Source organism: Clostridium sp., from assembly GCF_051650885.1.
Lineage (GTDB): Bacteria > Bacillota > Clostridia > Clostridiales > Clostridiaceae > Clostridium.
This window is the reverse complement of record NZ_JBOFRG010000238.1, coordinates 20,134-39,328: the sequence shown is the minus strand read 5'-3', so window position 1 is coordinate 39,328 and position 19,195 is coordinate 20,134. Positions and strand designations below refer to the sequence as shown.

18 protein-coding genes and 1 riboswitch are annotated in these 19,195 nt (G+C 29.5%); of the genes, 2 read left to right on the top strand and 16 right to left on the bottom strand.

Annotation, left to right across the window (positions count from 1 at the left end; translation table 11 throughout):
• Window positions 1-1,555: glutamate--tRNA ligase (gene gltX, locus ACRC28_RS11335; RefSeq protein WP_438543557.1), on the bottom strand; the 1,555-nt coding region annotated here is incomplete at its 3' end.
• A gap of 260 nt (window positions 1,556-1,815) precedes the next feature.
• Between gltX and ACRC28_RS11330 the strand changes: the two genes are divergently transcribed.
• Complete coding sequence (locus ACRC28_RS11330; protein ID WP_438543556.1) at window positions 1,816-2,520, top strand: M15 family metallopeptidase; 705 nt, start codon at window positions 1,816-1,818, stop codon at window positions 2,518-2,520.
• Between the two features lie 277 nt (window positions 2,521-2,797).
• Here the strand turns inward: ACRC28_RS11330 and ACRC28_RS11325 are convergent, their stop codons facing one another.
• The 6 genes from ACRC28_RS11325 to ACRC28_RS11300 all read right to left on the bottom strand — a co-directional run bounded on the left by ACRC28_RS11325 (window position 2,798) and on the right by ACRC28_RS11300 (window position 9,213).
• Window positions 2,798-3,514 carry a pseudouridine synthase gene (locus ACRC28_RS11325; protein WP_438543555.1) on the bottom strand — a complete coding sequence of 239 codons (717 nt, stop codon included), beginning with the start codon at window positions 3,512-3,514 and terminating at the stop codon, window positions 2,798-2,800.
• Window positions 3,515-3,659: 145 nt separating this feature from the next.
• Window positions 3,660-4,373: a lytic transglycosylase domain-containing protein gene (locus ACRC28_RS11320; protein ID WP_438543554.1), complete on the bottom strand. Its 714-nt coding sequence runs from the start codon at window positions 4,371-4,373 to the stop codon at window positions 3,660-3,662.
• 16 nt (window positions 4,374-4,389) lie between these two features.
• Window positions 4,390-6,402, bottom strand: coding sequence for a triple tyrosine motif-containing protein (locus ACRC28_RS11315; RefSeq protein ID WP_438543553.1), 2,013 nt, complete (start codon window positions 6,400-6,402; stop codon window positions 4,390-4,392).
• 124 nt (window positions 6,403-6,526) lie between these two features.
• Window positions 6,527-6,967: a YaiI/YqxD family protein gene (locus ACRC28_RS11310; protein ID WP_438543552.1), complete on the bottom strand. Its 441-nt coding sequence runs from the start codon at window positions 6,965-6,967 to the stop codon at window positions 6,527-6,529.
• A gap of 3 nt (window positions 6,968-6,970) precedes the next feature.
• Entirely contained in the window at window positions 6,971-8,323 is a 1,353-nt protein-coding gene (locus tag ACRC28_RS11305) for a glucose-6-phosphate isomerase (protein ID WP_438543551.1), read from the bottom strand.
• Between the two features lie 236 nt (window positions 8,324-8,559).
• Window positions 8,560-9,213: a YbhB/YbcL family Raf kinase inhibitor-like protein gene (locus ACRC28_RS11300; RefSeq protein ID WP_438543550.1), complete on the bottom strand. Its 654-nt coding sequence runs from the start codon at window positions 9,211-9,213 to the stop codon at window positions 8,560-8,562.
• 256 nt (window positions 9,214-9,469) lie between these two features.
• Here ACRC28_RS11300 and ACRC28_RS11295 point away from each other — a divergent pair, with 256 nt between their 5' ends.
• Window positions 9,470-9,823, top strand: a complete 354-nt coding sequence (locus tag ACRC28_RS11295) for a four helix bundle protein (RefSeq protein WP_438543549.1) — start codon at window positions 9,470-9,472, stop codon at window positions 9,821-9,823.
• 42 nt (window positions 9,824-9,865) lie between these two features.
• On the opposite strand, the gene ACRC28_RS11290 is transcribed toward ACRC28_RS11295, so the two are convergent.
• The 9 genes from ACRC28_RS11290 to ACRC28_RS11250 all read right to left on the bottom strand — a co-directional run bounded on the left by ACRC28_RS11290 (window position 9,866) and on the right by ACRC28_RS11250 (window position 19,035).
• On the bottom strand, window positions 9,866-10,072 hold the full coding sequence (locus ACRC28_RS11290) for a hypothetical protein (RefSeq protein ID WP_438543548.1): 207 nt from the start codon (window positions 10,070-10,072) through the stop codon (window positions 9,866-9,868).
• 82 nt (window positions 10,073-10,154) lie between these two features.
• A complete protein-coding gene (locus tag ACRC28_RS11285; protein WP_438543547.1) occupies window positions 10,155-10,448 on the bottom strand; it encodes a hypothetical protein in 294 nt (97 codons plus the stop codon).
• A gap of 139 nt (window positions 10,449-10,587) precedes the next feature.
• Window positions 10,588-12,120, bottom strand: a complete 1,533-nt coding sequence (gene guaA, locus ACRC28_RS11280; protein ID WP_438543546.1) for a glutamine-hydrolyzing GMP synthase — start codon at window positions 12,118-12,120, stop codon at window positions 10,588-10,590.
• 173 nt (window positions 12,121-12,293) lie between these two features.
• Complete coding sequence (gene guaB / locus ACRC28_RS11275; RefSeq protein WP_438543545.1) at window positions 12,294-13,748, bottom strand: IMP dehydrogenase; 1,455 nt, start codon at window positions 13,746-13,748, stop codon at window positions 12,294-12,296.
• Between the two features lie 258 nt (window positions 13,749-14,006).
• A riboswitch (purine riboswitch) is annotated at window positions 14,007-14,104 on the bottom strand.
• 131 nt (window positions 14,105-14,235) lie between these two features.
• Window positions 14,236-15,021 carry a hypothetical protein gene (locus tag ACRC28_RS11270; RefSeq protein WP_438543544.1) on the bottom strand — a complete coding sequence of 262 codons (786 nt, stop codon included), beginning with the start codon at window positions 15,019-15,021 and terminating at the stop codon, window positions 14,236-14,238.
• A 2-nt stretch (window positions 15,022-15,023) separates the two neighbouring features.
• A complete protein-coding gene (locus ACRC28_RS11265; RefSeq protein WP_438543543.1) occupies window positions 15,024-15,560 on the bottom strand; it encodes an RNA polymerase sigma factor in 537 nt (178 codons plus the stop codon).
• A gap of 141 nt (window positions 15,561-15,701) precedes the next feature.
• Entirely contained in the window at window positions 15,702-16,295 is a 594-nt protein-coding gene (locus tag ACRC28_RS11260) for a hypothetical protein (RefSeq protein WP_438543542.1), read from the bottom strand.
• A complete protein-coding gene (locus ACRC28_RS11255) occupies window positions 16,282-17,457 on the bottom strand; it encodes an ATP-binding protein (protein WP_438543541.1) in 1,176 nt (391 codons plus the stop codon). Before ACRC28_RS11255 ends, ACRC28_RS11260 begins: the two co-directional genes overlap by 14 nt.
• Before the next feature lie 27 nt (window positions 17,458-17,484).
• Window positions 17,485-19,035, bottom strand: coding sequence for an AAA family ATPase (locus ACRC28_RS11250; protein ID WP_438543540.1), 1,551 nt, complete (start codon window positions 19,033-19,035; stop codon window positions 17,485-17,487).
• Between the last annotated feature and the right edge of the window lie 160 nt (window positions 19,036-19,195).

Sequence of the window (19,195 nt, the reverse complement as noted above, 5' to 3'; positions counted from 1 at the left end):
TTCTTACCGCTCCTGCAAAGTCTGAAACCATTCCTTTGAATTTTTCTGGCTCTGCTTTGAATTCTTTTCTATTAGTTGCAAATCCGTTGTTTGAAGCTAATTCTTTTAAATGCTCAAACCATTCTTCTTGACTGCTTAACCCATGGTTATAAGACTCTTTATAAACCTTTATAACTTCTTTTGCAGTTTCTAATGATAAAGTTTTTGGAAGTTCTACATCTTCTGCTTTTTCTTTATCAAACTCTTCATCAAAGAAGTAGAAGATTTTTTCTTTAACTTCGTTCCATTTACCAAAGTCTTTTCTTGGTTTTGGACCTTCTTTATCTATATTAAATACTTTTTTCATCATTTCTTCTTTAGCAGATACTAAAGAGTACATTTCTTTGTCAAACTCTTTAGCCCATGCAGTATATCTGTCATAAACTTCAGTAGCTTTCATTTTACAGATAATGTTTTTACTTACATCATGTAATTTAACTATATCAAATAATGCCCCTGATTTACTCATTTTTTCTAATGATACTGGGAATTCATGATAATCAGCATCTGGATTTTCAGCTCTCCATTCTTCAAACCATGAGTTTATGATATTTAAAAGATATTCTATAACACAAACTTCTGGATATCCTTCTTCTCTGTAGTAGCTAACTGCACTTTCTGGGTCTTTTCTTTTTGATAATTTTCTTTTTGAACCATTCTCTGATTTCATTATAGTTGGAACATGTGCATAGTTTGGTCTTTCAAATCCTAATACATCGAATAATTGTAAATGTATTGGTAATGATGAAAGCCACTCTTCTCCTCTTATAACGTCAGTTGTGTGCATTAATGCATCATCAATTGCATGTGCAAAGTGATAAGTTGGAAGTCCGTCAGATTTAATTATAACTATGTCTTGAACATTTTCAGGTAATGCTAATTCACCTTTAATTAAATCTACTATTTCAACTCTATTTTCTTCTTTTCCTGGTGATTTTAATCTTAAGATGTATTCATCTCCAGCTTCTATTTTCTTTATAGCTTCTTCATCAGAAAGATTTCTGTAAACAGCATATTCTCCATAATAACCTGGTGTTATTTTTTCTGCCATTTGCTTTTCTCTTATTTCATTTAATTCTTCTGAAGTACAGAAACAAGGATATGCTAATCCTTTTAAGATTAAATCTTTTGCAAATGCATGATATATTTCTTTTCTTAAGCTTTGTCTATATGGTCCATAAGCACCTTTTGACTCATCTTCTCCTATCATACCTTCATCAAAATCCATTCCAAAGTTATGCATAGTTTGAATTGTATCATCTATAGCACCCTTAACTTCTCTTTTTTGGTCAGTATCTTCTATTCTTAAATAGAAAATTCCTTCACTTTGATGTGCTAATCTTTCATTTATTAATGCTGCATAAACTCCACCTATATGTTGGAATCCTGTTGGACTTGGAGCATAACGAACAACATGTGCTCCTTCTTTTACGTCTCTAGGCTTATACTCATTTGTATAATATTCTACTGTTTTTAATTCATTTGGAAATATTAAATTTGCTAATTTTTGTTTCATCTAATAACACCTTTCTTTTCTATTATTTAGAATACAATCTATAAATAAAAAAATCCCATTCACCCCTACTTTAGGACGAAAAGGGAAACTCTTTTTAAATAAGCTCTTACTATTAATTTAATTACCTTCAATAATTATACCTATTATTAATCTTATTGTAAATATTCATTTCTTGTCATACTTCTAAAATCTACTCATATACATATATTAAGTATTTTTAGGAGGTGATTAAAATTAATAAATCCAAATTATTTTTTTCTATGCTATTAGTTTTCTTATTTGTCTTAAGTAATTCTGCTTTTGCATTTGCAACTAACAACAATTTTATCTTTGATAACACTGAAAATCTAGTTGATGAAACATTAGATACAATTTCTGATAACAATAAAAAAATAATCCAAGGCAAATTTATTAATATAAATCTAAGTAATCCATTAGCAGTATCATCACCACTTTATATAAATAATATTCTTTTAGTTAATAAGGATTACGCTCTTCCAAGCACTTTTAATCCTGGAAATAACAAAGAAATGCTCCAAGCTTTCAATAAAATGAAGGAAGCTGCTAAAAAAGATAATATTTCTATCGATATTGGTTCTAGTTTTAGAAGCTATTCCTACCAAGATAATTTATATAAATCTTATGTAAAATCTGTTGGTGAAAAAAATGCTGATAAATTCTCTGCAAAACCTGGTCATAGTGAACATCAAACTGGGTTAACAGTGGATATTGTAGGCTCTAATCCAACAGAAGCTATAAACTCAAAGTTTGATAATTCAAAAGAAGCTAAATGGCTCCTCCTAAATGCTCATAAGTTTGGATTTATCTTAAGATATCCAAAAGGTAAAGAGCATATAACTGGCTACAAATACGAATCTTGGCATTACAGATATATTGGAGTTTCACATAGCAAATATTTCTATGATAACACTCTTAGTTTAGAAGAATATTTAAATTTAGCATAAAAAAATGAAAGGAAAATATATTTTCCTTTCATTTTTTCAATTTAATTAAATTACTAAAAAAACTTTAGCACAACCCTTGGGGCCAGGTTGTGCTAGCAATAAGCAATAAATAAAAAGGGGGCTATACATCCTTTTATTTATCCTCAGACATATTATATGTTACGTTCCATTTATTTGCAATATCTAGAAATTCTTTTATCATTTTTCAATTTTTTCAATTAAAATTTTGATTATTTCTATTATCTTCTTCCTGTTTTGTTCACACTTTATTAATTTATTAGAAACTTTTTAAATGTTCTATTTCTTCATCAGTTAATTCTCTGTATTCGCCCTCTTCTAAATCCCTGTCTAAAGGTAATCCTCCAAACTCTGTTCTTTGAAGATAAACTACTTTTTTATCCCTAGCTTCAAACATTCTTTTAACTTGATGGAATTTCCCTTCTTGTATAGTTATATTTACTTCTGAACCTTCTTCATCAGTTTTTAAAACTTCAAGCTTAGCTTCCTTACACTCATATCCATCATCTAATGTAATTCCATTTTTAAATGCCTCAACATCTTCTTCGGTAACTTCTTTGTCTATTCTTGCAAAATAAACTTTATCAACATGCCATTTAGGTGCTATCAATCTGTGATTAAGTTCACCATCATTAGTTAATAATAATAATCCTACTGTATCTTTATCTAATCTTCCTACTGGAAATGGTTCAAATGCTTGATGATCAACATGTAATAAATCTACAACTGTAGTGTCTCTATTATCATATGTAGCTGAAATAACTCCATCTGGTTTATTCATCATTAAGTAAATAAACTCTCTATAATATAACTCCTCACCATTTACCTTTATTACAGTTTCATCTGGATTAACCTTCATGTTAGTATCCTTAACTACAACCCCATCAACCTCAACAAAACCTTTTTTAATTAAAATTTTAACTTCTTTTCTACTTCCAAAACCTAAATTTGAAATAATCTTATCTAATCTTTCCATATTCTAAAGCTCTCCTTATGTATTTCAAAACTTTTACTATTTCTTTATTCTAGCATAAAGCTCTTTTTATAACCAATTTTATTTTAATACTATTTTTTTCTATTAAAATAAGCTATACCAAAAATAAATTTGATATAGCCTGTCTTTACATTGTTTTATAGAATTTTAAAACCTTTGGTACATAATTCCTTGTTTCTGCTGGCATTTTATATAAATCCTGTGGGCCTTTAACACCTCTTCTTTGAACTGTTCCTGGACCTGCATTATACGCCATTAATGCCATTTCTACATTTCCCTTATATCTTTTTAAGTGTTTACTAAGTTCCGAAACTCCACCTCTAACATTCTGGTCAATATCAAAAGGGTCTGTAATCCCCTCTTCCTTAACATTTACAGGCATGAGTTGCATAACTCCCATAGCCCCTGCACTTGATACACATTTAGGATTAAAGTTAGATTCAGCCTTTATAACTGCTAAAACAAGCTTTCTATCTACACCATAAACCTTAGAATATTTATCTACTGCTTTATATATTTGACCTTTTGTATCATTAGAATATGTGCCTTCTGTTTTATCTGTTTCCTCTACTTTTACCTCATCTTTTATAGATGAATTAACATATTGATTATTATATTTATTATTCCCATTTAAGACTAGCTTTAAATCCTCTAATCTCATTCCAACTTCTGTTGTCATTATCTTTCCATCAGCTTTATCCTGGCTTACTTCCGCCATATTTTGAAGCATAGCTTGCATCATAATTTGAAACTCAAGTCCATCTCCTGCTTGCTTCTTCACCATAGTATTCATAAGCCCCATTTTCATAATTAAATCAGTATTTATATTATCTAACTTCACCCTTTTCCCCCATAGCTTATACTGTAAATTCTATTTCGCAGTAATCTTCATAATTTACTCTCTTATAATAACTTTTTGCAAGAACTAAAACTCTAAATATACCTTCATTGTATGGAATAAAAGTATAGTAATTCTTTTTACTATAACCTTGAGCTTTAACCCAGTTTCCTTTTTCCATTATATAAAATTCATAACATACATCTTTTCCACCAATACTTCTTGCCTTAAAGGTTATTTCCTTGTTATCTCCAACCTTGCTTTCAGTTACAGTAACCTTTGTCCCTATTACTGGTGTTGCTTCTTCTACATAAATAGTTAATTCTTTTTTACTATCAAACTCTTTTTCACATTTTACATTTTTAGCATATATCTCAAAACCATATCTTCCTGCACATTTGGGTTTTATACAAATCCTTTTATTTGGCATAAAATCTGTTTCTTCAACAATATTACCATTTATTTTAGTTACAATATTTATTAAAGTATTTTTTGTATCTTGTACAATTGCCTCAATATCAATACTTTCATTAACAAGATAGTGGTCTCTCTTTGGAATTAAGATATGCTCTATAGAACCAGGTAAGTATTCTCTAACAGTAATAAAATAACTTGTTTGAACATCATACTCTGCTCTAGTGTATTTATCCTTAATTTTTATATCAACCTCATATTTACCTTTTTCAGTTGGTGTAAAATTAATGTAATTAGATCTATTAAACTTTATAGCTTGAAGTTCTTTTCCATCTTTAAATATCTTAAAGGCATACGTTAAAGCTGTCCCACCTTCTGCAAGTACTCTTAAATTTATAGGCTTATTTATAATTGTTTCTCTATTAGTGTCAGCTATAATATCTACTATTCTTATAGGCTGATCCCCTCTTTTATCTACCTCAAAAATCATTGATTTCTTATCTTCATAATCACCTTTAAATGAAATATCTTTAGCAAATATAGTTATTTTATATTTTCCTTCTTCTTTAGGCGTCCATACATATTCTGTACTTCTCGTGTAACAAGAATCATCACTTACAATCCCATCTATAATATATCTATAAACTTTTTCCCTTCCACCTTCAGCCTCAACCTTAAACTTAATATCAGTTTCGGTTTTCTGTGGTGATTTAACATCTGCTTCAAATTTATTTATCTTTATCTTATTATAAGGTCTTACCTTATAATGCATTATTGCTCTATCATCATACTCTTTATTTGAAAGAATATCCTTCATTAAACAAAGTATTTTATAATCCCCTGGTTTTACCTCTTGATAAGTTACAATCTGTCTTGAAGAAAAATCTTGAATACAAACTGAATGTCCCTCACTATCAATCTTTATAAATTTAAAAAGTAAGGCTCTATTACTCTTTTGTGAAGCTTGTACTTTAAAAACAAGTTCTCTATCTACAAGTCTTTCCTCCGTTAAACATCTAAAACCTGTTATCTCAAGCTTTTCTTTTTTCTTTATTTTAAATTTTACCGTCTTAAAATCGTCAAAGGCTTCTTTTGATTCTATTCTCTTACACTCTACAAGAATTTCCTCATCACCAAAGCTTAAAGCTGTATATTGAATATATGCATCCTTACCATAATCTCTTAAAGACTCCCAGCCTTTCTTTCCTTTTTTCCAGAACCTATACAGAATATCCTTCTCTTCTGATACTCCTGTAACTTTTATTCTGTCACCTTCAACATATTCTTCTTTATCTATGTTTATCTCTTTTAATAAATTCTTTTCTTTTTTCTTATTATGAATAACAAACTCTTCCTTTGCCATAACATCATAAGGCTTTTCTGAGTCTCGACTCTTCCCTTGAACCATAACTATGTATGTTCCTTCTTCCTTTGGATTCCAAATACATTCTTCTGAATCATTAAATTCTTTAATTGTATTCCATATCCCATCATTTCCTACTAATATTTTATAATCAATGATAGCATCACTTTCTACCTTTATTTCTATACTAGAATCAACCCTTTGAGGGCTTTTTTTATTAAATATCAAATTTATTTTAGTTGGTATTTTTATCACTTGTATCACCCTCCCTATATTTAGACATTCCTATAATTATATATTATACAGTAAAAAGCTTTTTACTTTAATACATTTTTTAACAATTTTTGTATTATTTCAATAAAAAAATCTAACAGCCTTATTAACTGTTAGATTCACATACTATTTTCTCAAAATTTTTCAAAAATTCTTTTTCATCTAAAGTTGTTCTCTTTTTAGGACCTTTAGTTCTATGACCTGCCATTCTTATTTTTTGTGACATATATCTCGTCTCTAAAAGCATATCAATATTATTATCAGTATAAATTTTCCCATTTGGATTTATAACCTTAGCTTTCTTAGGTAAGCAAAGAGCTGCAACACCAAAATCCTGAGTAACTACTATATCACCATTAGATACATTATTTATTATATACATATCTACACTTTGAAATCCACTATCTACTATATGTACCTTTGAATAATCACTATTTATAACATGATGAATATCACAATAAATCTCGACTTCTATCTTATGTTTTTTAGCTATATTTTCAATTTTGGAGATGCTTGGACAAGCATCTCCATCTATTATAATCTTCATGTTCTATTTTAATCTTTCTTCAAGACTAGCTTTTAAATCTTCATATCCTGGCTTTCCTAAAAGTGCAAACATATTTTTCTTATATGCTTCAACTCCTGGTTGGTCAAATGGATTTATTCCTAATAAATATCCACTAATTCCACAAGCTTTTTCAAAGAAGTAAACTAATTGTCCAAAGTAATATGGTGATAATTCTGGAACATTAACTATCATATTTGGTACTCCACCATCATTATGAGCTAATAAAGTTCCTTCAAATGCCTTATGATTAACAAAATCCATATCTTTTCCTGCTAAGAAGTTTAATCCATCTAAATCTCCTTCTTGAGTTTCGATAGTAACTACTTCTTGTGGAGTTTTAACATTGATTACTGTTTCAATAAGGTCTCTTCTTCCTTCTTGAATATATTGTCCCATTGAGTGTAAATCTGTTGAGAAGTCAACTGCTGCTGGGAATAATCCTTTATTATCTTTTCCTTCTGACTCTCCATAAAGTTGTTTCCACCACTCACCAAAGAAATGTAATTGTGGCTCATAGTTTACTAGTATTTCAATGCCTTTTCCTTTATTGTAAAGAGCATTTCTTGCAGCTGCATATTGGTAACAAATATTTTCACTCATATTTGGATTAGAGAATTCTTCTCTTGCATCTGCTGCACCTTGCATCATTTCATCAATATTAATTCCTGAAGCTGCTATTGGTAATAATCCAACTGGTGTTAATACTGAGAATCTTCCACCAACATCATCTGGAATAACAAAAGTCTCGTATCCTTCTGCATCAGCTAAAGATTTTAATGCTCCTCTAGCTTTATCAGTAGTTGCATATATTCTTTCTTTTGCTACTTCTTTTCCATATTTCTTTTCTAATAATTCTTTAAAAATTCTAAATGCTATAGCAGGCTCTGTAGTTGTTCCTGATTTAGAAATAACATTAACAGAAACTTCCTTATCTTTAACTAAGTTTACAAGTTGTGCCATATATGTTGAACTTATGTTGTTACCAACATAGAAAATTTGTGGTGCTTTTCTATCTTCTTTATCTAAAGCATTATAGAAATTATTATTAAGCATTTCTATTGCAGCTCTAGCTCCTAGGTAAGATCCACCAATTCCAATAACTATTAAAACATCTGAATCAGATTTTATTTTTTCTGCTGCCTTTTTAATTCTTGCAAATTCATCTTTATCATAATTTACTGGTAAATCAATCCATCCTAAAAAGTCATTTCCTGCCCCAGTTTTCTCATGTAATTTCTTATGTGCTACTTCAACCATCTCATTTAAATATTCTACTTCAGACATATTTAAATAAGGTGCTGTCATAGTTAAATCTAATGATAATCCTTTATTCATAACTAATTCCTCCTAGTCTTTGCAAAGTTATACTACATAAACTATCTTATGCTACGCTTTAAACATTTATAACTTAAAATTTATATTAAGGTTAATTTTAATGAATATTCTTAAAATTCCTCTTCTACATTTTACACTATTTTCTTATACATTTAAACTTTTTCATGCTCAATTTAACTAATCTCTTTTTAATACAAAAATAAGAGCCAATATTTCTATCGACTCTTAATTATCTATTAAGCTATTTTAGTTATTGCAGCATCATATTTAGCATTTAATTGTCCTAATCCTACAATATGTCCTCTCATAGCATTCATAAGCTCACCATAAGTATATCCTGGTTTTAAGTTTAACTTAGTGTTTAAAGCATATACAGTTAAAGTGTATGTATGAGCAAAGTTTACTGGAACCATTCCACCGTAGAACTCGGCATCTTTTCTTGGAACTCTAAATCCTTTAATTGATGGTAATGGAAGTGGATCTCCTGCAGCATAACTATTTACACCTTGTACCATTATGTTAGCATCATCTCTACTTGCATTAGCTTTTAAAGAAGTAACATCAGTTGGAATATCAGCTGCAACCCAGTGAATCCATGGGAATCCAACAACAGAAGTTGTATTGTTATCAACTAAAGTAATTGCATAAGACTTAGTGTCCTTAGGACCCTTAGTCCATTGTAAAGGAACTGAAACAGTTGGCATTGCACCAATCTTATCCTTAGAAGCTGCACCATACTGTGCATCCCACACACCATTTTTAACTCCTGTAGAAGTTACAGTCATCTTTTGTATTGGAATATTCTTTGTGCTTTGGTTATACATAACACCAGCCACAAGAATCAATATTATACCTATTAATAAAACAATACCTGAAATTATCTTTTTCATTTGTAAATCATCCTTTCATTCTATAAAAATTATGATTTAAGAATTCTTAAACTTTAATTATCTCCTTAAGGTGTAGGAAGTTTTCCCTACGAGACTTATTATAAAATGATATTTTGGATTTGAACATTACTTACTTTTTTGTTAGTTAAGAGTTAATAGGTTAAAAGTAAGAGTTTTTATTATTTTTTCAAAATTTTGTATAACTGCTACTATTCTGTCAATAATATAACTATTTATACTAAGGGGAGTGGTTGTTTTGAAAAGTATTATTGCTGATAAAAGTTTTTCTTTTTCCATTCGTATTGTTTGTGCTTATAAATATCTCATCACTTTTAAAACCGAATATATTCTTTCTAAACAAATGTTACGTTCTGGCACAAGTATCGGTGCTAATGTCCATGAAGCACTTTATGCTCAAAGTAGTGCTGACTTTACTCATAAAATGAATATAGCCTTAAAAGAAGCTAGCGAAACCGAGTATTGGATTAAACTTCTAATACAAACAGACTATTTTACACAAACTCAAGGTTCCTCTTTACTTAAAGACTGTACAGAACTAAAAAAAATACTTCATTCTATTGTAAAAACCTCAAAACAAAAAAAGAATTAAAAGTTATATTACAACTCTTAATTCTTACCTATTAACTCTTATTTATCCTTTGAATTTATTCATCTTGTGGTTTAATCCTGCAAATATTATTAAGAATACTACTATTATTATAGCTTCTATTCCTATAGCTTGCATTCCTTCCATTAAGTTGCTTGCTAGTCCACATCCTATTATAGCTAGAATCCCTACGATTATATTTATAATAGCATACATTTTATATTCGCTTTCCTTCATTGGTTTATATCTCATCTTGCTTGTCCTCCTTTGTTTCAAAACTTTATTTTTATATAAGATTTTTGCAAATTACTTATCTCTCTAATAATATTTTTTCTTAGTTTTCACTATCTTCTATAATTTCTTTAATATCATACTCTAAAATCATCTCTGAATCTAAAAAATCAACACTTAATATATCAGCCTTTACAATCCTTCTATGTTTCCCCTTTAACTTTCTAAAATGTCTATATGCCTCTAATTCTACTTCCCCAGTATAATAAATTGAAGGTACTCCAAACTGCCCCTCAACATCCATAGTCATATATTGATTTTCTCTAAAGTATTGTCTATTCTGCTTTAATTTTTCTAAAAACTCTTCTTCAGTAGTTCCAAAAAACATCTTATTCATCCCTACGTTATTATATTAAAAATTTCTACAATACATTTTATCACAAAACTTTAAATTATACTTCCTTTATTAATTGCAAAAAAGCTAAGTCAGATTTTCACTAACTTAGCTTTCCATAATTCTTAATTCTAATTTAATTCTATTCCCACTCAATAGTAGCTGGTGGTTTTGAAGTTACATCATAAACAATTCTATTTACTCCTGGTACTTCATTTACAATCCTTCTACTTACTAAGTCTAATAGTTCGTAAGGAATTCTTGCCCATTCTGATGTCATTGCATCACTTGATGTAACTGCTCTAAGTGCAATTGTATGACAGTAAGTTCTCTCATCTCCCATAACTCCAACTGATTTTATGTTTGGTAGACATGCAAAGTATTGCCATATAGTTTCATCTAAGTTTGCATTTGCAATTTCTTCTCTGAATATTGCATCTGCTTCTCTTGTAATGTGAAGTTTCTCTTCAGTTATCTCTCCAAGCACTCTAATTGCAAGTCCTGGTCCTGGGAATGGCTGTCTCCATACTAATTTATGAGGGATTCCAAGCTCTTCTCCAACTGCTCTAACTTCATCTTTAAATAACTCTCTTAATGGTTCTATTAAAGAGAATTCCATATCTTCTGGAAGTCCTCCAACGTTATGGTGTGATTTTATAACTGCTGAAGTATCTGTTCCACTTTCAACTATATCAGGATAAATAGTTCCTTGTACTAAGTAATCTATTTCTCCAACTTTGTTAGCTTCTTCTTCAAATACTCTTATAAACTCTTCACCAATAATTTTTCTCTTAGTTTCAGGATCTGATACACCTTTAAGTTTTCCAAGGAATCTATCTTGTGCATTAACTCTTATAATGTTCATATCAAATTCTTTCTTGAATACTCTTTCAACTGTATCTCCTTCATCTTTTCTAAGTAAACCATGGTCAACAAAGATACAAGTTAAATTATGTCCAATTGCTTTATGAACTATCATAGCTGCAACTGATGAATCAACTCCCCCTGATAAAGCACAAAGAACTTTTTTATCTCCAACTAAATCTTTAATTTCTTTTATTTTTTCTTCTGCAAAAGAAGCCATAGTCCAAGTTTTTTCTAATCCACAAATATTGTATAAGAAGTTTTGAAGCATTTTTTGACCAAATGGTGTATGCTCAACTTCTGGATGGAATTGAACTCCATAAAGGTTTCTATCTGCATTTTCCATAGCTCCAACAGGACAAACTTCAGTATGTGCAGTAATCTTAAATCCTTCTGGTGCCTCAGATATGTAATCTGTATGACTCATCCAACAAATATCTTTTTCATTAATTCCTTCAAATAATTTTGAAGCATTATCTATGTTAATTTCAGTTTTTCCGTATTCTCTAACTGGTGCTGTAGAAACTTTTCCACCTAAAAGATGTGACATAAGTTGAACACCATAGCATATTCCAAGCACTGGAACACCTAATTCAAAAATTTCTTCAGATACTTTAGGAGTATTTTCACCGTAAACACTGTTAGGTCCACCAGTAAAAATAATTCCCTTAGGATTCTTTTCTTTTATTTTTTCCATTGTGTATGTGTAAGGAATTATCTCACAATATATTCCACACTCTCTAACTCTTCTCGCAATAAGCTGATTATATTGACCACCAAAGTCAACAATTAAAACTAAATCCTTCTTCATTTTTTCCTCCTAGAAATTCTTCTTATTTTTATATAGTAAATTATACCAAAACTTTGTTTTGGAGTTAAGAGTTTAGAATGAATAGTTAAAAGTTTTCTTTCCTTTTTCTTATACATTCAGAAATTGCTTGCAATTTCACCCCTAACTCTTACTTATTAACTTTTCACTCTTAACTACTTTCCAACACTATAGTTTGGTGCTTCTTTAGTTATATTTATATCATGTGGATGACTTTCTCTAAGACCTGCTGATGTTTGAACTACAAATGTTGCTGTTTCATATAGCGTATTTAAGTCTATTGAACCTAAATAACCCATTCCTGATCTTATTCCTCCAAGCATTTGGAATATTGTATCTGTTACAGAACCTTTAAATGCTATTCTTCCTTCAACACCTTCTGGGACTAACTTTTTGTTTCCATCTTGGAAGTATCTGTCCTTTGAACCATTTGCCATAGCTCCAAGTGAACCCATTCCTCTATACACTTTATAGCTTCTTCCTTGGAACATTTCAATTTCTCCTGGTGCTTCTTCGCATCCTGCAAATAATGAACCCATCATAGCTGCACAAGCTCCAGCAGCTAATGCTTTAACTACATCTCCAGAGAATTTTATTCCTCCATCTGCAATAACAGGAATTCCATATTTTTTACCCATCTCTACACAATCCATAACCGCTGTTAATTGAGGAACTCCAACTCCTGCAACTACTCTTGTAGTACATATTGAACCAGGTCCTATTCCAACTTTAACACAGTCAGCTCCTGCTTTAATTAAATCTTCAGTTGCTTCAGCAGTTGCTACATTTCCAGCTATAACTTGTAAATCAGGATATTTTTCTTTAGCCTTCTTAACAGCTTCTAAAACTCCCTTTGAATGTCCATGTGCTGTATCAATAGTTATAACGTCAACCTTTGCTTTATATAATGCATCTACTCTTTCCATCATGTCGCCAGTTACTCCAACGGCTGCTCCACATAAAAGTCTTCCTTGTGAATCTTTAGCTGCATTTGGGAAGATTCTAGCTTTTTCAATATCCTTTATAGTTATAAGTCCTTTTAAGTTTCCTTCTCCATCAACAAGAGGTAATTTTTCAATCTTATGCTTTCTTAATAACTCTTTAGCTTCATCCATAGTTGTATTTTCTGGAGCTGTAACTAAATTTTCTTTAGTCATAACATCACCAATTTTTTTATCAAAATCAGTTTCAAATGTTACATCTCTGTTAGTTAAAATTCCAACTAATTTACCTTCAACAGTTATAGGTACACCTGATATTCTGTATTGTCCCATAAGATCTTCAGCATCTCTTAAAGTATGCTCTGGTGAAAGAAATATTGGATCTGTAATTACTCCGTTTTCTTGTCTTTTAACTTTATCAACTTCCTTAGCTTGTGCTTCAATACTCATGTTTTTATGAATAATTCCAAGTCCACCTTCTCTAGCCATAGCAATAGCCATTTTTGACTCAGTTACTGTATCCATACTTGCACTTATTAAAGGAATATTTAAAACTAATTTCTTAGTTAAATTAGTTTTTAAAGATACCCCATTAGGTAATATTTCTGATTTGTTAGGAACTAAAAGTACATCATCGAATGTATAAGCTTGTTTTAATATTTTTGCCATTTTAAATTTCTCCCCTCGTCTATAAAGAATTTTTTATTTATATTAGATTGTGTAAATTTTTATAATATTATGCCATTTTAACCGAACTCATCATGCTAAATTATGCTTTTCTAACTTGTACATTTTTCTTTTAATGTTATATATAGTCAAACAAAACTATAAAAAAGTACAAAAAAAGCACATTAGCTTCAATAAGTGAAGATAATATGCCCTTATATACATCTTAGTAAAAAAATTCCATTATAAAGATGTAAGATTAGCTTTATTATAATCACTCATAGTCAGAAATTTAAGGTTTCCGGTAGATACTCCCTGCCATATTCAGGGGATATACGAGTCGTAAATGTGCAAATTCAATTTTAAATTATCATAATTATAAATTACAAAAAAAGTCTTGTCAACTAAATAAAGCCCAAAATTTCTACTTATTTTTCAAAAAACTAAAAGATTAGAAATGTAATCTTTTCCATTTCTAATCTTTATTGTATTATTTTAATTCTGCTACAATTTTGTCATTTTCTACTGAAAGTTTTATTGTATTTTTAGTCACTTTTCCACCTTTGTATGTGGCTTCTATCTCTATTTCCACACCATTTAAAACCTCTGAAACTTTTTTTCCTCCCTCTAAAGCTTTCGCCATCGCCTTACTATAAGTATATTCAATAGTAGCTTTTCCTTCTACATTTTCTAAAGTTAATTCATTTTTTCCTTCTTCATATGTTTTAGTTCTTTCCTCTGAATTTTTTTCTATAATCTTTTTACCCTTTTTCATATTCTCTCCATTATCCCCAGTTTTTTCTTCAAATAATACTCCCTCATCATCTTTTGGTAATCCTTTTGTAAACTCTGAGAAACCACCCTTATTTGCCTTAAGCTTTAAGCTTTCTAACTCCTTTGACTGAATATCTAATAATATTCCTTCTGATATTAATCCAGTTCCATTTTCTGTATCTCCAAAAACTTTAAAGCCACCTTTAATTTCTGTTTTTGTATCCTTCTTTAATTCCACACTTTTATTATGGCTTCCACTTTCACTTGCATAAACTTTTATTCCATCTATACTCGCTCCTTCACTCCCCATTCCTGCACCTATATTAGTAAATAACACTACTCCACTTACAATAGCCACCATAGCAGCACTTAAAATTGATTTCTTTTTCATACCATTTTTTCTCCTCTCATTTAAATTAATTATTTTCTCTTTTTCCCCTGGAATCTTTACACCATTACTTATTCTCATATATTCATCAATCTTTTTATTTCTTCTAAACATTATTATTTATCCTCCTTAAAACTCACCCTAAGTTTTTTAATAGCTCTAGAATACTTTGCTCTAGCATTTATAATTGAAATTCCTAAAACCTTTGAAATTTGAATATATGAAAGACCAACATTTAATTTAAGAATAATTATTCCTTTTTCAACCTCACTTAAAGGTTCAATCATCCTCAAAAACTCAATATGACTTTCTAAATCTTCAAAATCACCACTACTTGAAATTTCAATTTCATTATCCACTTTGATTCTCTTAGACCTATTTAAATAATTTAAAGATAAATTCCTTGCAATAGTTAAAATCCACGCCTTTGCATTAGTTCCCTTTTTATAAGAATCACTACTAGAAATAATCCTCACAAAAACATCCTGAAGTAAATCCTCAGCCTCTCCATAATCCTTAACCATAGACAATATAAAAAGAAAAATCCCCCTTCTTTCCTCAATATATAAATCCTTTAGCCTCTCTAAATCCCCCTCATTAGCCTCTGTAATAGAGGTTTCAAAAATATCTAAACTCTCCAAATTGCTCATCATAAAAACTCTCCCTTGATGTACATCTATCTATATAACAATTCACCCTTATGCTTTGTGACACCTTTTTTTAAATTTTACAAAAAAAAGTTAAAGCACTCCCGTTGCTTTAACTTTTGTTTAATTTTTATAATATTCCTTATATTATAAATTTAATATATCTATTAATCCCTCAATATTACATACTTTGAATCCATCTTGTTCTTTTAAAAGATCTGAAATCCCTTCTTTTAACTCTATAATTTCATCTGCAAATAATAATAATTGATTTTCTAATTCTTCTCTTTCAATAGGTTCACATTTATTAAGTAAAATAGTTACGTCTTCATTGATCATTAAAAGATATCCCTTATTTAAATACTCTTTTATATCTTCTAGCCTTGATAATAATCTTTCTGTACCAAATATTTTCTTTTCCATATCAATAGCTTTATAATTTTCTTTATTTTTCTTTTCTAAATAACTTTTTTTCATTGAAATTTTTGTATATCCCAATATCCTATAGTATATAGTTTTCGCTACATCCTTAGCTTCTATTTTATATATCTTTTCACATTCTTCAATATAAATTGCATCCACTGATGCCAAAGTATCTTCATTTTCTACTCCACTCACATTTCCCCGACTACACTCTATTGCAAAATCATCCAAATCATATCCTTTAATCATTTCTAGTCGACTATCAACAATATCAAATAACTCTGAAAATGTCCCTTTAGATAGATCAATCAATTTCATCTTTATTCACTTTTCTTTCTAATATACTTTTAAATTTTGCTTCTCTAAGCTCTGATAATGGCTTTAGATATGGTGCTAATATTTCATTTGCATCTTTTGTATATTGAATAATAGTTTCTGCATCAAATAATTCTTCTGATTCTGATGTTGCTAAATGTATATTACTCTTCTCTAAAATATAATTAATAAATAAGCTACTATGTGTTGTAAATACTATATCTACCCCACTCTTCACTAAACTTTCGAGTATTTCTACTAATTCTTTTATTTTATTTGAATGTATACCTACCTCTGGCTCTTCTAATAAAACTAGTCCTTTTCTTTTTATAATTTTATTATTTATCAATGTTTTTATTTGTGCTAATCTTTTAAATCCATCACCTACTGAATTTATATTTATAAATTTTTCTTTAGCTTTATACACTAATCCTAGACTTTTATCATATGCAATTAAACCATCTTCTAATTCTCTAACGTTATTACACTTCATCAATTTTCTTACAGTGTCTTTAGTTGAGCTTTTAATACCTCCATCAATAAGGATATCCCCCCATACCGGATATAATGCTAATATGTCATTTAATCCGATATACGTTACATCCTCATAATCCATTTCTTTTAATCTATTACATTCTTCTGTAATTCCTAAATTGTTTTTAGTTTGAATAGTGTTATTTTTAAATAGTTTTTTATTTTTTGTAAATTGAACTTTATAAATTAAATCCTCTTCTTTAAAAAATTCAATTTCTCCACTCTCTGTGCCATACCTTATTATAGGCTCAGTAAGCTCCATTAAAACTTGTGTACTGAATGCTGTATTTTTATTTATACTACTCAAATCTCCAACTAAATTACGAATATCCTCTATAATATCTAGTTCCTTTTTATTAAGCTTAATCTCTGAATTTCCATTTATATATTTATTTATTTTTTCTTTTTGTTCCTCATCCATAAAAAATCTCTCAACCACGTTACCTGTATATTCACTATCATCCTCATTATCCATTTGAACTTTTGCCTTTACTAAGCAATATAATATTTTATTTATAGTTGATTTTCCTAAATTATTATCACCAACTATCCCATTCATCCTATCAATATATATAATAGCCTCTTTAATGCCTTGAATATTTTTCACTTTTAAAGTGTACTTTGCTTTCATCCTTCCCCCACCTTTCTAATTTAATATCTATAACTCTTCTATAAGACAACTATGCTTCTTTTCTTTTGAATCATAAGAAATAGCTACTGCTAGAATATTTTTATCTTCATTTTCTTTCTTAAATTTCTCTATATACTCTTTCTCTCTAATTTGCTTTAATGCAATTTCTGGTGATACATCTTTCTTTAATTCCACAATAAATGCAGTATCATTCTTTCTTCTTGGATGAAAAGTAAAATCTGCATATCCTTTTTCTGTTTTCTCTTCTCTTTCAACTCTATATGTATCTCTTGCTGAAAGATATGCTAGTGTTAGCACACACGAAAGGCTATTTTCGTCATTGTACTGTAGGATTGGAATTTCAGAATTATGAATATTGTGAAGTATTTCCTCTACAACCTTTGTATCTTTTCTGACTGTGGCTTTTAGCATTTTCTTTGAATTCTCTACAATCTTTGAAACATATCCAAAACTTTCATCTTTTAATGCCTTTTCAAACTCTTTCATAAGTTCTTTATTTGGAATTTTTAAATAGCCGTCATAATATGATAAAAATCCAAGAACTATCATTGCCGAATATATCTCTTCTTTATTTCTTGGTGCTCCTTGCCCTGCTCTAAATTCCTCATCAATTGTTATATCAATAACATCACCGGCTACCATTTCTATAATATCGTCTCTAATTTCTAATGTATCATACTTTATTAAATTTACTACCTCATCCATTGCTCCAGTATTCGTCCAATAACTCTTACATTTTTTATTTTGAAGTGCTTTAACAACAGAACGTGGATTATACAGTCTTTCACCTTCTTCATTGATGTATCCGTTATACCAATCACTTATCTCTTCAAAAGATATTTTCTTTTCATTTTCACAAAGTTTTTTCACTTCTTCTTCAGTAAAACCAAAGTATTCTCCATATCTTAAATCACTAAGCATAGTAAACTCATCAAACATATTAAGAGCACTTCCACTTGAATATTTTTTTATAGGTAAAACCCCTGTCATATAGCATAATGCTACATAAGGTTGATCCTTTAACAATTCTCTTAGAAACTCTAAAAAGTCGTTTTGATTTTCCTCAAATAAGTTATTATTAAAAATATAATCCCATTCATCAATCAAGAATATAAACTTTTCACCACTTTTAAGCAACATCCTTTTAAGGCTTTCCTTTTCAGTAACATTAAACTTTTCCATAACTTCTTTTTTGATTTCATCTCTTATATTATTTATATAATCATCATAAGATTTCATGTTTTCTGAAATCTCATTAAAACTTATACTTATAACATTATATCTATTTAAATGCTTCTCATAGCTACCTGCCTTACTTATATTAAGCTTATCAAAAATCTCTTTTGAATCCACTCCTTTAGAATAATAAGCTCCAAGCATATCTACAACTGATGACTTTCCAAACCTTCTTGGTCTAGTTATGCAAATGTATCCATCAGTAGTATTTATATTCTTATTTAACTTCTCAATAATTTCTGATTTATCCACAAAATAATCTGCATTCAATAGCTTCTTATAATTTTCTAGTGGCTTATTCGTATTCAAATATATACTCATTAGAAATTCCCCCTTTCTACTTTAATTCTCATTCTTTAAGTTATTACCATAATTATATTAAATTATTCTATCTATATCAATTCAATCCACCCTAAACCAACGCTTTTATTCCTCTTTTATCAATTACAAATGCAAAAGCGTATCAGCACTTTGCCAATAC